Here is a 16,811-nt window from a genome sequence, read left to right on the forward strand (position 1 = left end):
TTGACAGCAATCACTTGCCCGCTTACATGAGCCCGCACCAGCCCAGATGGCGGAATTGGTAGACGCGCACGGTTCAGGTCCGTGTTCCGCAAGGAGTGGAGGTTCGAGTCCTCTTCTGGGCACCAAATTCCCGTTTCGAACCGTTTTGTATGGTTCAGACGTTTAGACAAAAAGCCCGGTTCGTCCGGGCTTTTTGTTATTCCGCGGCAGCAAGCTGTCGGCCCTGAGATGGGCGGTGAAGTTGTCGCGACCTGGTCGGTCCCCACGCGGATCGCTACTCCTTTCGATATCCAAAACCCGACGATCGCCGACAAACGGACGATGCCCCTAAGCCAATATAGGAGATAGGAGATGCCACTGGATATGTGGTCAGGCAGTGCCCCGCAATATACGCTCGCCTTCTTCTACTAGGATCTATCAGACTGATGTGGTGACAGACACAAGCGCGGCAAAGGAGGTTTTCAGATGGACGGGAACGACGGCAAAGAAGACCCGAATGCGCATTCGCAGTTGGCACGACGTGATTTCATCAAAGGAGTCGGAAAATTTTCGGTTCTGACACCTCCAGCAGTGACCTTGCTGCTGGATGTGAGCATGAATTCCCAAGCCGTGGCGGCGTCGGGAGGTCTCTCGGGTGGCAAGCCCGCTGAAACTGGGGGCAAGGCCGGGAGGGGCGGCTAGCCCGGGTCCAAAAAACTTCGCTTCGGCATCGACACCCCACAACCACCCGGGGGCCGGCACCGATAGAAAGAGCATCCGTGTTGACCGAAATCCAAAACATTGATGCACCCACCGCGGATGTCGGCCCAGTTTTCGAGACCTTACGATCGGGATCCAGTTTTCAACTTGTTTGCGCCGCTCTCACGGTCGGCATGGTGCATCCGCTCCAGTGGGATGCGGTTATCGTGGAAGCGAACCGGCACCTCATACTTCCAGCTTTGTATGTTTTCTTGCGGGATCGCGATCTCCTCCGTTTTGCTCCGACCGACGTGGAGAAGTATCTCGGTTTTATCCACCACCTGAACGAGTTGCGAAACCTTCGCTTGCGGCAACAAGTCTTGGAATTGGTCAAAGCGCTGAATAGCGTCGGCATCGAGCCACTTCTGATCAAGGGAGCAGCGCTTCTTCTGGCGCTCCCGGAGAGTCGCTTAGGTGCAAGGATGGTCAGTGACCTGGACGTCGTGGTTGACAATGAGGTTATCGAGACTTGCGTAGCGCAGCTTGTCAACCTCGGTTACAGGCCGCTTGCGGGTGACCCTGGTGTCCATGCCTACGGGAAATTCTATCGACCATCCGATGCAGGATCCTTGGACCTGCATCTACGACCGCCGGGGCCTGTGGCGCTCTTTTCTACAGATGGAGCCGTCCGCAGCCGGGTCGTTGAAGTGGCCGGGGCGCGGTTGAGGCTGCCTAGCCCGGAGGAATGGGTGACGCACCTTATTGTGCACGACATGATTCAAGACCGAAGGTTACGCACGGGTGAAGTCGATTTGAGGCGGTTGCTCGACTGCCGTGAACTCCTGGCTCTCGGTTACGATATCGATTGGAGTGCCGTTTGTCGAAGACTGCCCTCAGGGCGGCTAGCACTTGGCCGTGAAGTTTTCATGTTGAACCTACAACGCCTAATCGATGTGAAGATCGAGGGGCACGTCAGTGGCATCTTACCGCGAATTCTTTATCGCCGTCAGATCGCGATCAAGCACAACGTGTCATATCGACGATTGGATCGGCTCGGACTTTCTGTAGCTCGAAGTGCTTGGAGGATTATAAGGCTTCACAAGGTTCAGCGGCGGTGGGAACGCGCTTGACCTCACGGCGGGCGCTCGGTCCGTGGGTGGGGACCGTGCCCATTACTCCGGCGTTTGGCGCCGTGGCCCATAAGCTCGATTCCGACGTTGTCATGTTTTCGGAGTCGCAGCAGCGTATATACCGCCTGGACAAAGACTCTGGATCCGTCTGGTTTGACATTGTTGCTGGAACCCAGCCCGACACGGTGACACAAAATTTTGCGAGGCGGGTTAAATGTGCGCCTGACGAGGCGAGCGGCTATGTCTCGAATTGCGTGGCGCAATGGCTAGCCATGGGCTTCTTGTGCCACTGGCCACAACAAGGGTCGCTTCCATCCGTCCTGCCCCTCAGGCAAACCAGCGCAGCAAAGGCAGGGGATATTTACAGCATCGCAGGTGCTCGGATTGCGATTTCCTTTGCCGATGCGCGATCAAAAAAAGCCTGGGAAGCGCTCGCGGGTCATCTCCGAAAACAAGCGGCCGGTTCGTCCAAAACGCAAGTCGTGGAGGCCAATCTATCGGTCGACCAGTACCGAGACGGCTACAGGATACGAGGCCTATCAAGTGACTTTACTGAATATGCCGATCCTGCGGCGGTGGCTGTTGGACTGAAGGAAGCCGTGATGCACGTCGTACTTGATCGACAGCCGTATTGGATCGCGCTGCATTCGGCTGCGCTCCGTGCGGATGCAGGGGCGGTTCTGCTGGCCGGCGCTTCCGGCCGTGGCAAGACGACCTTGGCTGCGCTGCTAAACGCGTTAGGGATGTCGGCCTTCTCTGACGATGTCACCTTGGTGTCTTCGCGGCGGCCGCGCATATGGGGTATGCCCTTCAGTTTTGCCGTGAAACCAGGGAGCTGGGATCGGCTGCGGTCATCGGTTCCGTCCCTGGATCGGTTGCCTGAATTCCGGCGTCCGGACGGCCGCACGGTTAAATATCTGAAGCCATTTCGCCACTGCGAAACGGCCGATAAAGTCTCCGCCATCATCTTTCCGCACTTTTCTGGCGGGAGTTCTCTCCAGATCTCAACCTTACCCAAAATGACGGGGCTGCTTGCTCTCTTACAGGAGGCAATCAGTGGCAGTCGTCAGTTGAGTGCCGCTGTATTCGGTTCCATTTGCCAACTGCTGAACGACGCGGAAGTTATCGAAATGACCTATGGTGACGGCATTGCGGCCGCAGAATGGGTAACAATGCACTTCAAGCCCTGTTCTTAGCACCATGGTCGATGACTGCGCCTGCGGCCGGGTGGCTGAATGCCGGGTCGTCGGAACTTTGGCGGATCGGAGATGCACAGCCCCTTTGGCCTTGGGGTGAAGTGTCCAATCCGCGTGGGCTCTCTGCTCGGCGGCCAGCCAAATGTCAGCTGCAGCACGTTTTTCCATCAATTGCCGGTGCACAACATGAGGCGTTGGCCTTCTGTTGCTCCTCGAGCCATCGGTCGCGCGGCTTGCAGCTCGCTGGTCGCGGTGACAAGTCGACACGCACGGTGCCCGCGACTAGTTCGGGCACGGCCGCGCTGTAGAGTTGCATGGGCCGCACGCCGTCGCTGACCTCGAAGGTCAGCTTGGCCGAATGGTCGAGCCCGACATGCTCGGTTACCTTGCGGATGATGGCCGAGAACCTGGCCGCCGGCATATGCGTGCGCTCGGCCTCATCCACATCCAAAAGCTGCACAAAGATCTCCGACCAGGATTCGGGATTGGCACCGCAATCGAGGGCGGCGAACTGGCCGGCCTTCACCTCGGTCACGTGGTAGCCAGATCGCACCGCGCGTCCGTCATAGACAAACACCAGGGCCTTTTCCCCGTGGGCAGACAGGAACCCAAGCAAGCCGTCTATGGTGATGTCGGCCGAGCCGGGCGGCAGGACATGGTCAAATTCGGTGTTGTCAAATTCAGTGTTGTCAGGGGCGAGCATCTGCGATAAATCCTTATTTTGATATTTTTAGGATTATTGAAATATGGATGAACGTCAAGCCCTTTCCGCATTCGGGGCGCTGTCGCAGGAAACGCGTCTGAGGCTTTTGCGGCGGCTGGTCATTGCGGGACCAGAGGGCATCGCCGCCGGCGTCCTGGCAGAGCAGATGGAGGTCTCGCCCTCCAATGTCAGCTTTCACCTGAAGGAACTTGAACGCGCCGGCCTGGTTGCCGCGCGGCGAGATTCCAGGTCGATCGTCTATAGCGCCGAGTATGACGCGCTGACCGGCCTTATCCGGTTTTTGATGGAGGATTGCTGCTCCGGCCGGCCGGAAATCTGTTCGCCGGCGCTCAACCCGACATGCTGCGTCCCGAACAATGGAAGCCATGCCGATGCCTGAATACAGCGTGCCGCGCCGTGTCGCGGCCGAAGCGCTCGGTACTGCTTTCCTCGTCGCCACGGTGGTCGGCTCCGGCATCATGGCCGAGACGCTGACGCCGGACAAAGCTGTTGCGTTGCTCGGCAATACGCTGCCGACAGGCGCTATTCTCGTGGTCCTCATCACCATCCTGGCGCCCATCTCCGGAGCGCATTTCAATCCGGCGGTCACGCTGGTCTTCACAGTCCTGCGGCAGCTGCCGGTGCGCTTGGCTGGACTGTACATCGTGGCCCAGACCCTCGGCGGTATTGCCGGCACGGTGACGGCGCACGCAATGTTCGGCCAGTCGCTCGTGCAGGCCTCAACGCACATACGCAGCGGCGGCGCTCAATGGCTGTCTGAAGGTGTCGCGACCTTTGGCCTGGTCGCCGTCATCCTGGCGGGCGTGCGGTTCGAGCGGAAAGCCGTTCCCTGGCTGGTCGGTCTCTACATCACCGCCGCTTACTGGTTCACGGCATCGACGTCGTTCGCCAACCCCGCGGTTGCGGTGGCGCGTTCGCTGTCCAACACCTTTTCCGGCATTCGGCCTGCCGACCTTCCCGGATTCATCGTCGCCGAACTGGCCGGCGCATTCATAGCCGCCGGTACGATGGGTTGGCTGCTTTCGCCAGCCTTGACCGTCGCACACACCGAAAGGGCAGCGCCATGACTGTCACCATCTATCACAACCCGGCTTGCGGCACGTCACGCAACACGTTGGCTCTCATCGAAGCGAGCGGCGAAACGCCTGACGTCATAGAGTACCTGAAAAATCCACCCTCGCGCTCTCGCCTTGTCGGCCTGCTCAAGGCCATGGACATGCCCGCGCGGGCGCTGCTGCGTGAGAAGGGCACGCCCTATGCCGAGTTGGGCCTGGCCGACGCAAAATGGAGCGAGGACGAGTTGATCGACCAGATGCTCGCTCATCCAATTCTTATGAACCGGCCGATTGTCGAGACACCGCGCGGCACGCGGCTTTGCCGGCCGTCGGAACTGGTGCTGGACTTGCTCGACCACCCTGTGGCCAGCTTCACCAAGGAGGATGGTGAAGCGGTGACCTATCCGGCCCGTTGATGAGCCGAGACCAATCGACGCCGGACCGTCGCGTCATCGTCACGACGCTCGGGCTCACGCAAATCATGGCGTGGGGCTCTTCCTACTACCTGCCGGCCGTGATTGGCCCCGCCGTGTCGGCTCGAACCGGCTGGCCGTTTCCCTGGGTGATCGGCAGCCTGTCGCTCGGGCTGCTGGTCGCGGGCCTGATATCGCCGCATGTCGGCGCGGCAATCGAACGCCATGGCGGCCGCATGACGCTCGCCTTCAGCGCCGTTTGCCTCGGCATCGGCCAGGCGGTGCTTGCCGCTTCGCCGAACCTGCCCGTCTTCGTCACCGGCTGGCTCATCATGGGTTTCGGAATGGGCGCCGGCCTTTACGATGCGGCCTTCGGCACGCTCGGACGGCTGTATGGGCGCGGCGCCCGTTCGACGATCACCAGCCTGACGCTGTTTGGCGGCTTCGCCAGCACGGTGTGCTGGCCGATTTCGGCGCTTCTGCTCGATGCGTTCGGCTGGCGCGGCGTGTGCCTGGCGTATGCGGCAATCCAGCTCCTGGTGGCGTTGCCCGCCTATCTGCTCGTGCTGCCGCGTGGCGTTCCCGCCGAACCCACGGTCGCGGCGGCCACCAGCCCGGAAGCCGGCCTGACGCCGCGCAGCCTGCCCCTGATGACCACGCTGGCAGCAAGCATCACGCTGTCGGCGGTCATATCGTCGACATTGTCGGTGCATCTGCTGACCGTGCTGCAATCGACTGGGCTTGCACTCGGCGCCGCGGTTGGCCTTGGCGCACTGGTCGGCCCTTCCCAGGTCGGTGCCCGGGCCGTCGAGATGGCCATCGCCCGCTATCATCATCCGATATGGACCAAGCTGGCGTCGGTGGCATTTGTCGTCTTCGGCGTCGCCGCGCTGTGGACCGGACTGCCGATGCTGCCCGTCGCCCTTGCGCTCTACGGCGCCGGCATCGGTCTGGAATCCATCGCGCGCGGCACGTTGCCTCTGGCGCTGTTCGGCGCTCCCGGTTACGCGAAACTGATGGGTCGGCTTGCCATGCCAAGCTTGATTGCCCAGGCTGCCGCGCCTTCGCTCGGCGCTCTCTTGCTGGAGCATGTCGGCGCGTCGGGCTTGCTGTCGGTGCTGCTTGGGCTCGCCCTTGTCAATGTCCTACTGGTCGCCGCCCTGCTCGCTTTTAAACGCAACTCCTCCCGACCTGTTCGAACCATCGTACCATCCTAGTCTAGATCGGATATACCGGTCGTGTACCACTATTGCACGATAGCATACCTTCACCGGCCGCTTTTTTTTGCTGGTCGGCAACGTATGTTGCTCAGAACGTTCAATATTGAGTCCATGGACAGGGTGGGAATGAGTGGTTTTCGCATCCGCATCGATTGGTTATCATCGTTTCGGACTCGGGCCGCGATCCCGCGATCTGTCTCTATTGGATGGCGATCCACGCACTGTTCTTCTCAATGAGCTGGATGAACCGGACATAGCCCTGCTTACTGGTGGAGGTCTCCTGTCCGCCGCCGAAATCATCACGCAACGACATCGCCAGGATCGCCTTCCGCGCGGCTATCTCGCGGCGGCGATCCGCCGCCTCACCTTCTTCGTGCCGATCGATCGCCGGGTGCTCGAAGCGGAAGTCAGGGCCCGGATAGACCGCGCCCTGATTGCCAGGACAGGGCTCGTCGAGCGGCTGGTGACATTCTGGATGAACCATTTCGTCGTCGAGACCAGTGCCAATGGCACTGTCCGGCGCACCGCGGCGGCATTCGAGCGGGAAGCCATCCGGCCTTTCGTGCTCGGGCGGTTCGAAGACATGCTTGTCGCTGTAACCCGGCACCCGGCGATGCTTTCCTACTTCAACAGCGCCAATTCGGTCGGGCCGAATTCGGTGATCGGGCGCCGGTCCGGGCGCGGCTGCAATGAAAACCACGCGCGCGAGTTGCTGGAATTGCACACGGTCGGGGTCGAGGCGGGCTATTCGCAGGCAGATGTCAGCGCGCTGTCGAAAGTGCTGACCGGCTGGAGTTACAGGGGCGCCAGCGAGGACGATGAACTCGCCGATGATTATGGCCGCTTTTATTTCACCGCGGATGCACACGAGCCTGGCGGCCAGCAGGTCATGGATGTCGACTATCCGCAAATCGGCGTGGATCAGGGCGAAGCGGTTCTGTCCGCCCTGGCGGGCCATGAAGCAACAGCAAGGCGGATCGCCTGGAAGCTCGTCCGTCACTTCATCAACGATGATCCCGCGCCCGACATTGCCGAAACGATCGCGGCAATCTTCCTGGAGAGTGCCGGGGATCTCAAAGCGTGCGTACGAATGCTGCTTCTCCACGACAAGGCGTGGGGGCCGGCGGTGAAGATCAAGAGCCCCAGCGAATTCCTGTGGTCGGCTCTCAGGGCACTGGACCTGCGCATCGATGTCGCGCAGGTCGCGCGCGTGTTGAGTGCGCTTGGGCAGCCATTGTGGAATCCGAACGCCCCCAATGGCTTTCCTGATCACGCCGATAGCTGGCTGGCGGGCAATGCGATGACCGATCGCCTCGATTTCGCCGAAGAGCTGGCGGCGCGCGCCCGTGTCGACCTGGATCCGCTGGCCCTCGTCGATGCGGTGCTGGGCACGGCCTGTTCCGCAACCACGCGGGAGCATATTGCCCATGCCCGAAGCAGATCCCAGGCGCTGGCTTTGCTGCTCATGAGCCCGGAGTTCCAACGCAGATGACGGGGACGCCCCCCATGCCTGCCTCAAACGGCAGTTTCGTCGCCTGGTCGAGAATGCCACGCTTGGCCCACGCGGCGCCGCGCGATCCACGGATGGTGGTCGTGATCCTGCGCGGAGCCTTGGATGGCCTGGCCGTTGCGCCACCCATCGGGGACCCGGACTACGCGCGGTTGCGGGGCGAGCTTGCGATTGGCGTGGCCGGCATCGGCCGGGTCCTGTCATTGGACGGGTTTTTCGGCTTGCATGATGCGATGCGGACATTGCACGACCACTACGTCGCCGGCGACACCCTGATCGTCCATGCCGCCGCCACGCCTTACAGGGATCGATCCCATTTCGACGGCCAGGACGTCCTGGAAAGCGGCATGCCCGGACCGAGAGATACAGCATCCGGCTGGCTCAATCGTGCGGTGCTGGAACTTCCGGTCGGCGACCGGATCGAGGTTGCCCGGCCGGTCGGGTTGGCCGTCAGCCCCACTGTTCCGCTGATTTTCCGCGGTGCCGCACCGACATTGACATGGACGCCGCCAAATTTCCGGTCGGCCTCCCCGGACACGCAAGATCGCCTTATGGGGCTTTATGGCGAAATCGATCCGGCGCTCTTGCGTGCCTTTATCGAGGGCCGCGAGATAGACAGCCTGTCCGGTCACGGCGACGATCCGGTGCCGCGCACCAAGATGGCGGGGCCTTCCTTTCGCGAGGCTGCGGAGGGCGCGGCGAAATTGCTTGCGGCCGAGTCCGGCCCACGCATTGCCGCACTCAGCTTCGACGGCTGGGACACGCACGCGAAAGAGGGCGCCAAGGACGGGAAGCTGGCAAGGCTGTTGGCTGCCCTGGACGGCGCTTTGGAGGGTTTGGTCAGCGGCCTGAAGTCCGTCTGGCACGATACCGTGATCGTGGTCATTACCGAGTTCGGGCGCACGGCGCGGATCAACGGCAATGAGGGGACCGATCATGGTACCGCCACGACGGCCTTCCTGATGGGTGGCGCCGTCAACGGCGGACGGGTGGTGGCGGACTGGCCGGGACTTGGAACCTCCCAATTGTATCAAGGCCGGGACCTGACGCCGACCACCGATCTTCGGGCGGTGCTGAAGGGCCTTCTGCGCGACCATCTCGGCATCTCGGAACTCGCTCTGTCGCAGCGTGTATTCCCGTCCAGCATCGCCGTCAGGCCTTTGAACGGACTGATCGGGTAGCGCGCGCTGAACATCTGCGGTCGACGCCGTCTCTCGGCACCTCGTGTCGCCGGCCTCGCCTCCCGGCTAGGCACCGAACAAACCGCTTCAAACCCGGCGCCCGCTTGGCTACGCTCAAGACCATGTCTCAATCCAGCATGTCCCAATCCAGCACCGCGATCTTCGGCGCCCGTCGCGACCAGGCCTTTCCGACGCTGGCCGAGGCGGACATCGACCGTATGCGCCGGTTCGGCGAGGCCGCCGCCTATGCCGCCGGCGAGCACATCATCAAGGCCGGCGACGTGGCGCCAGGCCTGATCCTCGTGCTGTCGGGCAAGGTCGATATCACACAGGATGGCGGGCTCGGCCGGCGCGAGACCATCGTCACCCATGGACCCGGCAGCTTCGTCGGCGAACTGGCGCAGCTTTCGGCCCGCCCCTCGGTGGTCAATGCTCAGGCCGCCGAACCGGTCGAGGCGTTCGTCATCCCCTCGCAGCGTGTGCGCGACCTGATGGTGCAGGAGGCCAATCTCGGCGAGCGCATCATGCGGGCGCTGATCCTGCGCCGTGTCGGGCTCCTGGAAAGCGCCACCAGCGGGCCGATCATCATCGGACCATCAGACAATGCCGACGTATTGCGGCTGCAGGGCTTCCTGGCCCGCAGCGGCCAGCCGCACCGCGTGCTCGATTCCGCCAGTGACCCCTGCGCGAAAACCCTGGTCGAGCGCTTCGACATCGATCCCCACCATCTGCCGGTAGTGTTGTGTCCGAACGGCAGGCTGTTGCGCAACCCCACCGAGAAAGACCTTGCCCGCTGCATCGGCCTGCTCAGGCCGATCGATGCCGATACGCTGTATGACGTCGCCATTGTCGGCGCCGGACCGGCCGGGCTGGCGGCCGCGGTCTATGCGGCGTCCGAAGGGCTGTCGACCATCGTGCTCGACTGCCGGGCCTTCGGCGGGCAGGCCGGCGCCTCCTCGCGCATCGAGAACTATCTCGGTTTCCCGACAGGCATTACCGGCATGGCGCTGATGGCGCGCGCCTACAACCAGGCGCAGAAATTCGGCGTCGAAATGGTGATTCCCGACGAGGCCAAGCTGTTGAGCGCCGCGACCGACAATTCAGGCGCCCGCTATTTGCTCGATGTCGGCGATGGCGAGACGGTGCGCACGCGCAGCGTGGTCATCGCCAGCGGCGCGCGCTATCGCCGCCTCGATGTCGCCAATTTGGGGCAGTTCGAGGGCACCTCCGTGCATTATTGGGCCTCGCCCATCGAAGGGCGGCTTTGCGCAGGCCAGGAAGTGGCGCTGGTCGGCGCCGGCAATTCGGCGGGCCAAGCCGCGGTCTACCTCGCCAGCCATGCGCACAAGGTGGTGCTTTTGGCGCGTGGTGGCAGCCTCGAAGCCTCGATGTCGCGCTATCTGGTCGAGCGCATCAGGGCGCAGCCGAACATCGAAGTGCTGACCGGGACCGAAATCGAAGCGCTGGAGGGCGAGGCGGGCAATCTTGCCACCGTGCGCTGGCGCAACCGCGTCAGCGGCGAGGAGACGGCGCGCCCGATCCGCCATCTCTTCCTGTTCATCGGCGCCGACCCCAACACCGACTGGCTCGCGCAGTGCAACGTGACGCTGGACGCCAAGGGGTTCATCCGTACCGGATCGGAGCTGAGACCGGCGCACGGCCTGATGGAGACCAGCCTCGGCGGCGTGTTTGCCATCGGCGACGTGCGCTGCGGCTCGGTCAAGCGCGTCGCGGCGGCCGTTGGCGAGGGTGCCCAGGTCGTCGCCGCATTGCATGCCTATCTTGCGCAAACGAAGAGTTGAGCCTCAACTGGCAGGGAGAGTGTGATGGCGGATGAATGCAAGCATGCAGCCGGGATCAAGGACGTGACCCCGAGCGCACTCGGCTGCGAGGAGTGCTTGAAGAGCGGCTCGTGGTGGGTGCATCTGCGGCTCTGCCGCACCTGCGGCCATGTCGGCTGCTGCGACGACTCGCCCAACCGCCATGCGACAAAACATTTTCATGCCACCAGCCACCCGGTCATCGAGGGCTACGATCCGCCGGAGGGCTGGGGATGGTGCTATGTCGACGAGGTCTTTCTCGACCTCGGCGACCGCACGACGCCGCAGAAGGGACCGATCCCCCGGTTTTATTGAGACCGTCCCGGAGGCGGTTCGGCCAGGCCTATCGCACCGACCCCGTAATCGTCCGGTCGACATCGGGAACGGATTTGCGGTCGTTGCCGGCAAGGGCGGCGATGGCCAGCAGGCTGGCAACCACCGGAACGAACAGGATGGCGACGCGGGCCTGTACATAAAAAATGGCGCGCCATTCGCTGCGCTTGTCGGGGCTGTCGCTCATCATACTCACTTCGCCATGGACCCCCCTGGGCGTCACATAGCCATGAACGGTTAAACAACTCCTTCCGGCTTCGTTAACCGGTGGCGGCGCGCACGGCTTTCAGTTCAGGCCGATCCGCCTGGCGCCTTGCCGGAACAGCGCCTCGGCATCCGGCTCGAAGCGGAAGGTGCCGATGAAATCGTCGGCGCGGTAATCGGGCATTGTCTTGCGGATGGCGGCGGCGAAACCGTGCGCCTCGTCCAGTCGACCGGCCAGCGCCAGGCAATGTGCCGCGATCGCCAGGATGATGGCGTGGGCGTTGGGGCGTGCCGCCGCCTTCAGCGCCCATTCGGCCGCCTCCTCGAACTGGCCGAGCCGGACATGCGACATCGCCCGCGCGCCCAGCATGCCGAACAGCAGCGGGTCGAAGGGGCTGAGATGCCGCGAATGGTCGGACGAACTTATCGCTGCTTGCGGGTCGCCCGACTGCGAATGCACGAAGGACAGCGCGTAGTGGCCGAGCGCGAAATTCGGGCTGAGGTCGACCGCGCGTTCGAGTTCGGAGAGCGATCCGTCCTGCTCGCCGCGCAGCCACAGCGCCCGTCCCATCGCCCAGTGCGCGGCGGGATTGTGGTCGTCGACCAGCACGCTCTGGCCGGCGCTTTCGAAGGCCAGCGCGCTTTCGCGGTCGCGGTCGCCCCAGCGCTGGAAGGCGGCCTGCCAATGGGTGAAGGAGAGGCCGGCATGGGCGCGGGCAAAGGTCGGGTCGAGTTCGACGGCCGTGGCAAAGAAGTTCCGTGCCTGCTCGTTTTCCGCCTGCGTGAAACGGTACATGTGCCAGAGGCCGCGATGATAGGCCTCCCAGGCATTGAGCGAATTGGGCGCCTTCAGCATAGCGCGGTTGCGCTCGACGGTTTCGATCTCGGCCGAGATCGACGAGACGATGCTGTCGCCGATATCGTCGAGCACGGCGAAAATGTCGTCGGGCCGGCGTTCGAAGGTCTCGGCCCAGACGATCCTGGCCGTGCGGACCTCGATAAGCTCGATGCTGACGATGAGGCGGCCGGCCGGGCTGCGCACCGTGCCGGTGGCGACATAGTCGACATTCAGTTTTCTGCCGGCTTCGTCCGGCGCGATGTTCATCTGCGCCAGCGCGAACACCGATCCGCGCGCGATGACGAAGAAATCCCTGAGCTTGGCGAGGCGGGTGATGATGTCGTGGGTGAAACCATCGGCAAGCCCGCCGCGCGTGCCGCCGGCTTCCTCGACAAACGGCATCACCGCCAGCGAAGCATGGCTTGGTTCGACCGCGCCGGCATCGCCCGATGGTGCCACCGGCTGCGACAGCGCGGACACCGGCGGCGCCCGAAGCGAGACCGCCGGCGCCTGATCGCGGATCGTCCGCCAGGCGGCGCGAAGCGGTGCGAAATCCAGATCCTCCGACTGGAACAGCTGTTGCGCCGCCGCCAGATGCCGCTCGGCCGCGCCAACCTCGCCGCGCCGGACCATGCTGGCCAACAGCGCGGCGTGTGCGCGCCCGTCGAACGGCGCCAGCTCCACCCATTTGTCGAGATGGCCGATCGCCTCGTCGCAATCCGCAGGCAATCTTTCGACAAGCTGCTCCAGCACCGCCGCATGGCAAGCGCCGAGGCGGCGCCGCTGGGCGATCAGCCAACTGTCGAAAAGCGGGCTGCGCTCGAGCTCCAGCCCGTCGAGGAAGGCGCCGGCGAAGAGCCCGGCCAGCATTCGCAACGGCGCCAATTCAAGCGTGTCGATCCCCTGTGTCGCGGCGTGGCTCACCTCCAGCGCGTCGACAGGACAATCGTCGAGATCGAGTGCGACCGTGTCGCCCTGCGTCAGGACGCGGCGCCGGTCCGGCGTGTCGAGCACGCCGCGCAGCTTGCTGAGGCACCAGCGCAATTCGCCACGCGGGTCGTTCGGCACATCCCACAGCATTTCGCACAGGCGACCGCGCCCGACCGGATGCGGCGCCAGTGCCAGATAGGCAAGCAATGCGCGCACCTTGCGCGACGCCGGCAGCACCACCGGCACGCCATCGCGCACGACCGCCAGCGATCCGAGCGTGCGCACGGAGAGGATCGCCATGGCGCGATCCAGTCTCGATGGTGCGGATTCCACGGCTCTTCCCACGCCTGCTCCCACGCTGGCCTGTCGGCCCCTGCTGTATCATCGAACACGATACGGCATCCGGCAGCGCGTTTTCGCGCCGGCTGCGGCATTGCCGCAGTGCCGTCAGGTCAGTCCTAGCGCAGCAAGGTCTCCAAACCTCGCCGCCCAAACCGTCGGTTTGTAACTGGCCTGTGAAGACAGACACGACGACGAGACACAACGATCGAGGAGAACAAGGATGTTGAACAAACAAAAGATCAGGACCACCGCCGGGCGCGGCCGCCTGTTCGACAGCATTCTGGATACCGTCGGCGACACGCCGGCGGTGCGCGTCAACAATCTCGGACCGGCCCACGCGACCATCTACGTCAAGGCCGAGTTCTTCAACCCGGGCGCCTCGGTGAAGGACCGCCTGGCGCTCAACATCATCGAGGAAGGCGAACGCAGCGGCTCACTGAAGCCCGGCCAGACGGTGGTCGAGGCGACGAGCGGCAACACCGGCATCGGGCTCGCCATGGTCTGTGCGCAGAAAGGCTATCCGCTGGTCGTCACCATGGCCGATAGCTTTTCCGTCGAGCGCCGCAAGCTGATGCGCATGCTGGGCGCCAAGGTTGTGCTGACGCCGCGCGCCGAAAAAGGCTTCGGCATGTACAAGAAGGCGGTGGAACTGGCCGAGGCCAATGGCTGGTTCCTCGCCCGCCAGTTCGAGACGGCGGCCAACGCCGCCATCCACGAGGCGACCACCGCGCGCGAGATCATCAACGATTTCGCCGGCTCGCGGCTCGACTGCTTCGTCACCGGCTATGGCACCGGCGGCACCGTCGTCGGCGTGGGGCGCGTCCTGCGCCGCGAGCGGCCGGACACCCGCATCGTGCTCGCCGAACCGGCCAACGCGCAGCTCATCGGCAGCGGCAAGGCGCAGCAGCGCGGCGCCGACGGCGCGCCCGCCGCCAGCCATCCAGCCTTCGAGCCGCATCCGGTGCAAGGCTGGACGCCGGACTTCATCCCCAATGTCCTGCAGGAGGCGATCGACACCAGCCTCTATGACGAGGTGATGCCGGTCGCCGGGCCCGAGGGCATCAAATGGGCCAAGGCGCTGGCACGCCAGGAAGGTATCTTCACCGGCATTTCCGGCGGCGCCACCTTCGCCGTGGCGCGGCAGGTCGCGGAGAACGCGTCGGCCGGCGCGGTGATCCTGTGCATGCTGCCCGACACCGGCGAACGCTACATGTCGACGCCGCTGTTCGACGGCATCGAGGCCGAGATGGACGCCGACGAGACGGCGCTGTCGCGTTCGACGCCGGGCTGCCAATTCCCCGTGGCTTGACGGAGGAGGCTGTCATGGACGTCGCACCGGAAACCCTCGGCATGGTCGCCGAGGAAACGCTTGACCCCTTGGACTGGGCCGACGTCCAGGCCCTGTCGCATCAGGTCATCGACGAGGCCGTCGACTATCTGCGCGACGTGCGCGGCCGCCCGGTTTGGCGGGAGATCCCGGCTGATGTGAGAGAGGCTTTCGCGGCACCCCTGCCGCGATCGCCGGCGCCGCTGGACGCGGTCTATGGCGAGGTCTCCCGCACGGTGATGTCCTATCCGATGGGCAACGTCCATCCGCGCTTCTGGGCCTGGTACATGGGGTCGAGCAATTTCACCGGCGCGCTCGGCGATTTCCTGGCGGCGATCCAGGGCTCCAACCTCGGCGGCGGCAACCATGCCGCCGGGCTGATGGACAACCAGGTGGTCAACTGGTGCAAGGAGATGCTGGGCTTCCCGGCTTCCGCCTCCGGCACGCTGGTCAGCGGTGGCTCGATGGCCAACATCATCGGGCTGACGGTGGCGCGCAACACCAAGGCCGGCATCGACGTGCGCGAACACGGCGTCGCCGCCATTGAAAAGCCGCTGCGCTTCTATGGCTCGGACCAGATACATTCCTGCCACCGCAAGGCGATGGAAGCGCTCGGCCTCGGCAATCGCGCGCTGCGACGGATACCGTCCGACGCCGGGCTGCGCATCGACATATCGGCCTTGCGGGCAGCGATATCGGAAGACCGCACGGCCGGCTTCAAACCGGCCTGCCTCATCGGCAATGCCGGCACGGTGAACACCGGCGCGATCGATGACCTGCGGGCACTTGCCAAACTCGCGCATGAGGAAGACCTCTGGTTCCATGTCGATGGCTGCATCGGCGCGCTGATTGCGATTGCGCCGGACAATGCGCATCGCGTTGCCGGCATCGAATGGGCGGATTCGATCGCGCTCGACCCGCACAAATGGCTGCATGCGCCGTTCGAGGCCGGCTGTGCCCTGGTCAGGGATGCCATCGCGCATCGCCGGACTTTCGCGGTGACGCCGGAATATCTGGAATCGACGCCGCGCGGCCTTGCCTCCGGCGACTGGCTGCACGATTACGGCCTGCAGACCTCGCGTGGCTTTCGCGCGCTGAAAGTATGGATGGCGCTGAAACAGCACGGCATCGACAAGTTCGGCCGCCTGATCGACCAGAACATCGCACAGGCCTCCTATCTCGCCGGGCTGCTCGAGGCCGAGCCGTCGCTGCAACTGGCCATGGCGCCCACCATCAACATCGTCTGCTTCCGTTATCAGCCCGGAGTCAGCGGCGAGGCGCTGAAGGCGCTCAACGCCGAAATCATGCTGCGGCTGCAGGAGCAGGGCATTGCCACCCTCTCCGATACCACGGTGCATGGCGAGCACTGGCTGCGCGTGGCGATCGCCAACCATCGCACAAGGCGCGACGACCTCGACCTTCTGGTGCGGGAAACAATACGGTTGGGACGGGAGATCGCGGGTTCAGCGTCTTCCTAGTTCCTGGCAGGCATGCGATTCTGCCGCGATGATTCGGGGAGGTCCGGCGGTGACGCTGTTTCGCATGGCAGCATTTGCGGCATTGGTCTTCGCCACTTCGGCGCAGGCCGCCGACATGGCCTTCTTCGTCAAGAACCTGCGCAAGGAAGCGGTCGCGGTCGAGCTTTTCAGCCGCGATCGCGAGACGGTCTGGCCGGGCAACGACAAGGTGTTCCTGATCGATCCGGGCTCGCAGAAATCGGTGCCGCTCACCTGCAATCAGGGTGAGCACATCTGCTATGGCGCCTGGGTCGACGGCAATGACGCCATCTCCGCCGGCGTCGGACCTGACAACGACCAACCTTGCGACAATTGCTGCTTCATCTGCGTGGAACACTCCACCGAAACGATCGATCTGGTGCCGTGATCGGCGCTTCTGAAGCTGCACGGGAG

17 protein-coding genes and 1 tRNA gene are annotated in these 16,811 nt (G+C 63.8%); 15 read left to right on the forward strand and 3 right to left on the reverse strand.

Features of this window, described 5'->3' with window-relative positions; genetic code table 11:
- The first annotated feature begins 40 nt into the window (after positions 1-40).
- The 4 genes from FJ978_RS12620 to FJ978_RS12635 all read left to right on the forward strand — a co-directional run bounded on the left by FJ978_RS12620 (position 41) and on the right by FJ978_RS12635 (position 3,004).
- Positions 41-125 (forward strand) — tRNA-Leu (locus tag FJ978_RS12620).
- A 340-nt stretch (positions 126-465) separates the two neighbouring features.
- Positions 466-681, forward strand: a complete 216-nt coding sequence (locus tag FJ978_RS12625) for a hypothetical protein (RefSeq protein ID WP_013892016.1) — start codon at positions 466-468, stop codon at positions 679-681.
- An 80-nt stretch (positions 682-761) separates the two neighbouring features.
- Entirely contained in the window at positions 762-1,808 is a 1,047-nt protein-coding gene (locus FJ978_RS12630; RefSeq protein ID WP_140572366.1) for a nucleotidyltransferase family protein, read from the forward strand.
- 35 nt (positions 1,809-1,843) lie between these two features.
- Complete coding sequence (locus tag FJ978_RS12635) at positions 1,844-3,004, forward strand: hypothetical protein (protein WP_140572367.1); 1,161 nt, start codon at positions 1,844-1,846, stop codon at positions 3,002-3,004.
- A gap of 145 nt (positions 3,005-3,149) precedes the next feature.
- On the opposite strand, the gene FJ978_RS12640 is transcribed toward FJ978_RS12635, so the two are convergent.
- Positions 3,150-3,707: a DUF6428 family protein gene (locus tag FJ978_RS12640; protein ID WP_013892013.1), complete on the reverse strand. Its 558-nt coding sequence runs from the start codon at positions 3,705-3,707 to the stop codon at positions 3,150-3,152.
- 43 nt (positions 3,708-3,750) lie between these two features.
- On the opposite strand from FJ978_RS12640, the gene FJ978_RS12645 reads away from it, so the two are divergent.
- From FJ978_RS12645 to FJ978_RS12680, 8 genes are all read left to right on the forward strand, one after another.
- The gene (locus FJ978_RS12645) at positions 3,751-4,107 is read left to right on the forward strand and encodes a metalloregulator ArsR/SmtB family transcription factor (RefSeq protein WP_013892012.1); all 357 of its coding nucleotides are present in this window, start codon (positions 3,751-3,753) and stop codon (positions 4,105-4,107) included.
- Positions 4,100-4,795 (forward strand): MIP/aquaporin family protein, encoded by a 696-nt coding sequence (locus FJ978_RS12650; protein WP_140572368.1) that lies wholly within the window; start codon positions 4,100-4,102, stop codon positions 4,793-4,795. The genes FJ978_RS12645 and FJ978_RS12650 overlap by 8 nt, the downstream gene beginning before the upstream one ends.
- Positions 4,792-5,199, forward strand: coding sequence for an arsenate reductase (glutaredoxin) (arsC, locus tag FJ978_RS12655; RefSeq protein WP_140572369.1), 408 nt, complete (start codon positions 4,792-4,794; stop codon positions 5,197-5,199). The genes FJ978_RS12650 and arsC overlap by 4 nt, the downstream gene beginning before the upstream one ends.
- On the forward strand, positions 5,199-6,413 hold the full coding sequence (locus FJ978_RS12660) for an MFS transporter (RefSeq protein WP_140572370.1): 1,215 nt from the start codon (positions 5,199-5,201) through the stop codon (positions 6,411-6,413). Before arsC ends, FJ978_RS12660 begins: the two co-directional genes overlap by 1 nt.
- A 133-nt stretch (positions 6,414-6,546) precedes the next feature.
- Positions 6,547-7,908, forward strand: coding sequence for a DUF1800 domain-containing protein (locus FJ978_RS12665; RefSeq protein WP_140572371.1), 1,362 nt, complete (start codon positions 6,547-6,549; stop codon positions 7,906-7,908).
- Positions 7,909-8,000: 92 nt separating this feature from the next.
- Positions 8,001-9,107 carry a DUF1501 domain-containing protein gene (locus FJ978_RS12670; protein WP_246678115.1) on the forward strand — a complete coding sequence of 369 codons (1,107 nt, stop codon included), beginning with the start codon at positions 8,001-8,003 and terminating at the stop codon, positions 9,105-9,107.
- Between the two features lie 137 nt (positions 9,108-9,244).
- Complete coding sequence (locus FJ978_RS12675) at positions 9,245-10,909, forward strand: cyclic nucleotide-binding domain-containing thioredoxin-disulfide reductase (protein WP_140572373.1); 1,665 nt, start codon at positions 9,245-9,247, stop codon at positions 10,907-10,909.
- Between the two features lie 24 nt (positions 10,910-10,933).
- Complete coding sequence (locus FJ978_RS12680) at positions 10,934-11,242, forward strand: UBP-type zinc finger domain-containing protein (RefSeq protein WP_013892005.1); 309 nt, start codon at positions 10,934-10,936, stop codon at positions 11,240-11,242.
- Positions 11,243-11,270: 28 nt separating this feature from the next.
- On the opposite strand, the gene FJ978_RS12685 is transcribed toward FJ978_RS12680, so the two are convergent.
- Both FJ978_RS12685 and FJ978_RS12690 read right to left on the reverse strand, forming a co-directional pair.
- On the reverse strand, positions 11,271-11,447 hold the full coding sequence (locus FJ978_RS12685; RefSeq protein WP_181176825.1) for a hypothetical protein: 177 nt from the start codon (positions 11,445-11,447) through the stop codon (positions 11,271-11,273).
- 99 nt (positions 11,448-11,546) lie between these two features.
- Positions 11,547-13,532 carry a BTAD domain-containing putative transcriptional regulator gene (locus FJ978_RS12690; protein WP_140572375.1) on the reverse strand — a complete coding sequence of 662 codons (1,986 nt, stop codon included), beginning with the start codon at positions 13,530-13,532 and terminating at the stop codon, positions 11,547-11,549.
- Between the two features lie 262 nt (positions 13,533-13,794).
- Between FJ978_RS12690 and FJ978_RS12695 the strand changes: the two genes are divergently transcribed.
- The 3 genes from FJ978_RS12695 to FJ978_RS12705 are packed head-to-tail and all read left to right on the forward strand — an operon-like array spanning position 13,795 to position 16,785.
- On the forward strand, positions 13,795-14,883 hold the full coding sequence (locus FJ978_RS12695) for a pyridoxal-phosphate dependent enzyme (protein WP_140572376.1): 1,089 nt from the start codon (positions 13,795-13,797) through the stop codon (positions 14,881-14,883).
- A gap of 14 nt (positions 14,884-14,897) precedes the next feature.
- The gene (locus FJ978_RS12700; RefSeq protein ID WP_140572377.1) at positions 14,898-16,379 is read left to right on the forward strand and encodes an aspartate aminotransferase family protein; all 1,482 of its coding nucleotides are present in this window, start codon (positions 14,898-14,900) and stop codon (positions 16,377-16,379) included.
- A gap of 49 nt (positions 16,380-16,428) precedes the next feature.
- Positions 16,429-16,785, forward strand: a complete 357-nt coding sequence (locus tag FJ978_RS12705; protein ID WP_140572378.1) for a hypothetical protein — start codon at positions 16,429-16,431, stop codon at positions 16,783-16,785.
- Positions 16,786-16,811: the final 26 nt, after the last annotated feature.

Source organism: Mesorhizobium sp. B1-1-7 (assembly GCF_006442705.1).
Lineage (GTDB): Bacteria > Pseudomonadota > Alphaproteobacteria > Rhizobiales > Rhizobiaceae > Mesorhizobium > Mesorhizobium opportunistum.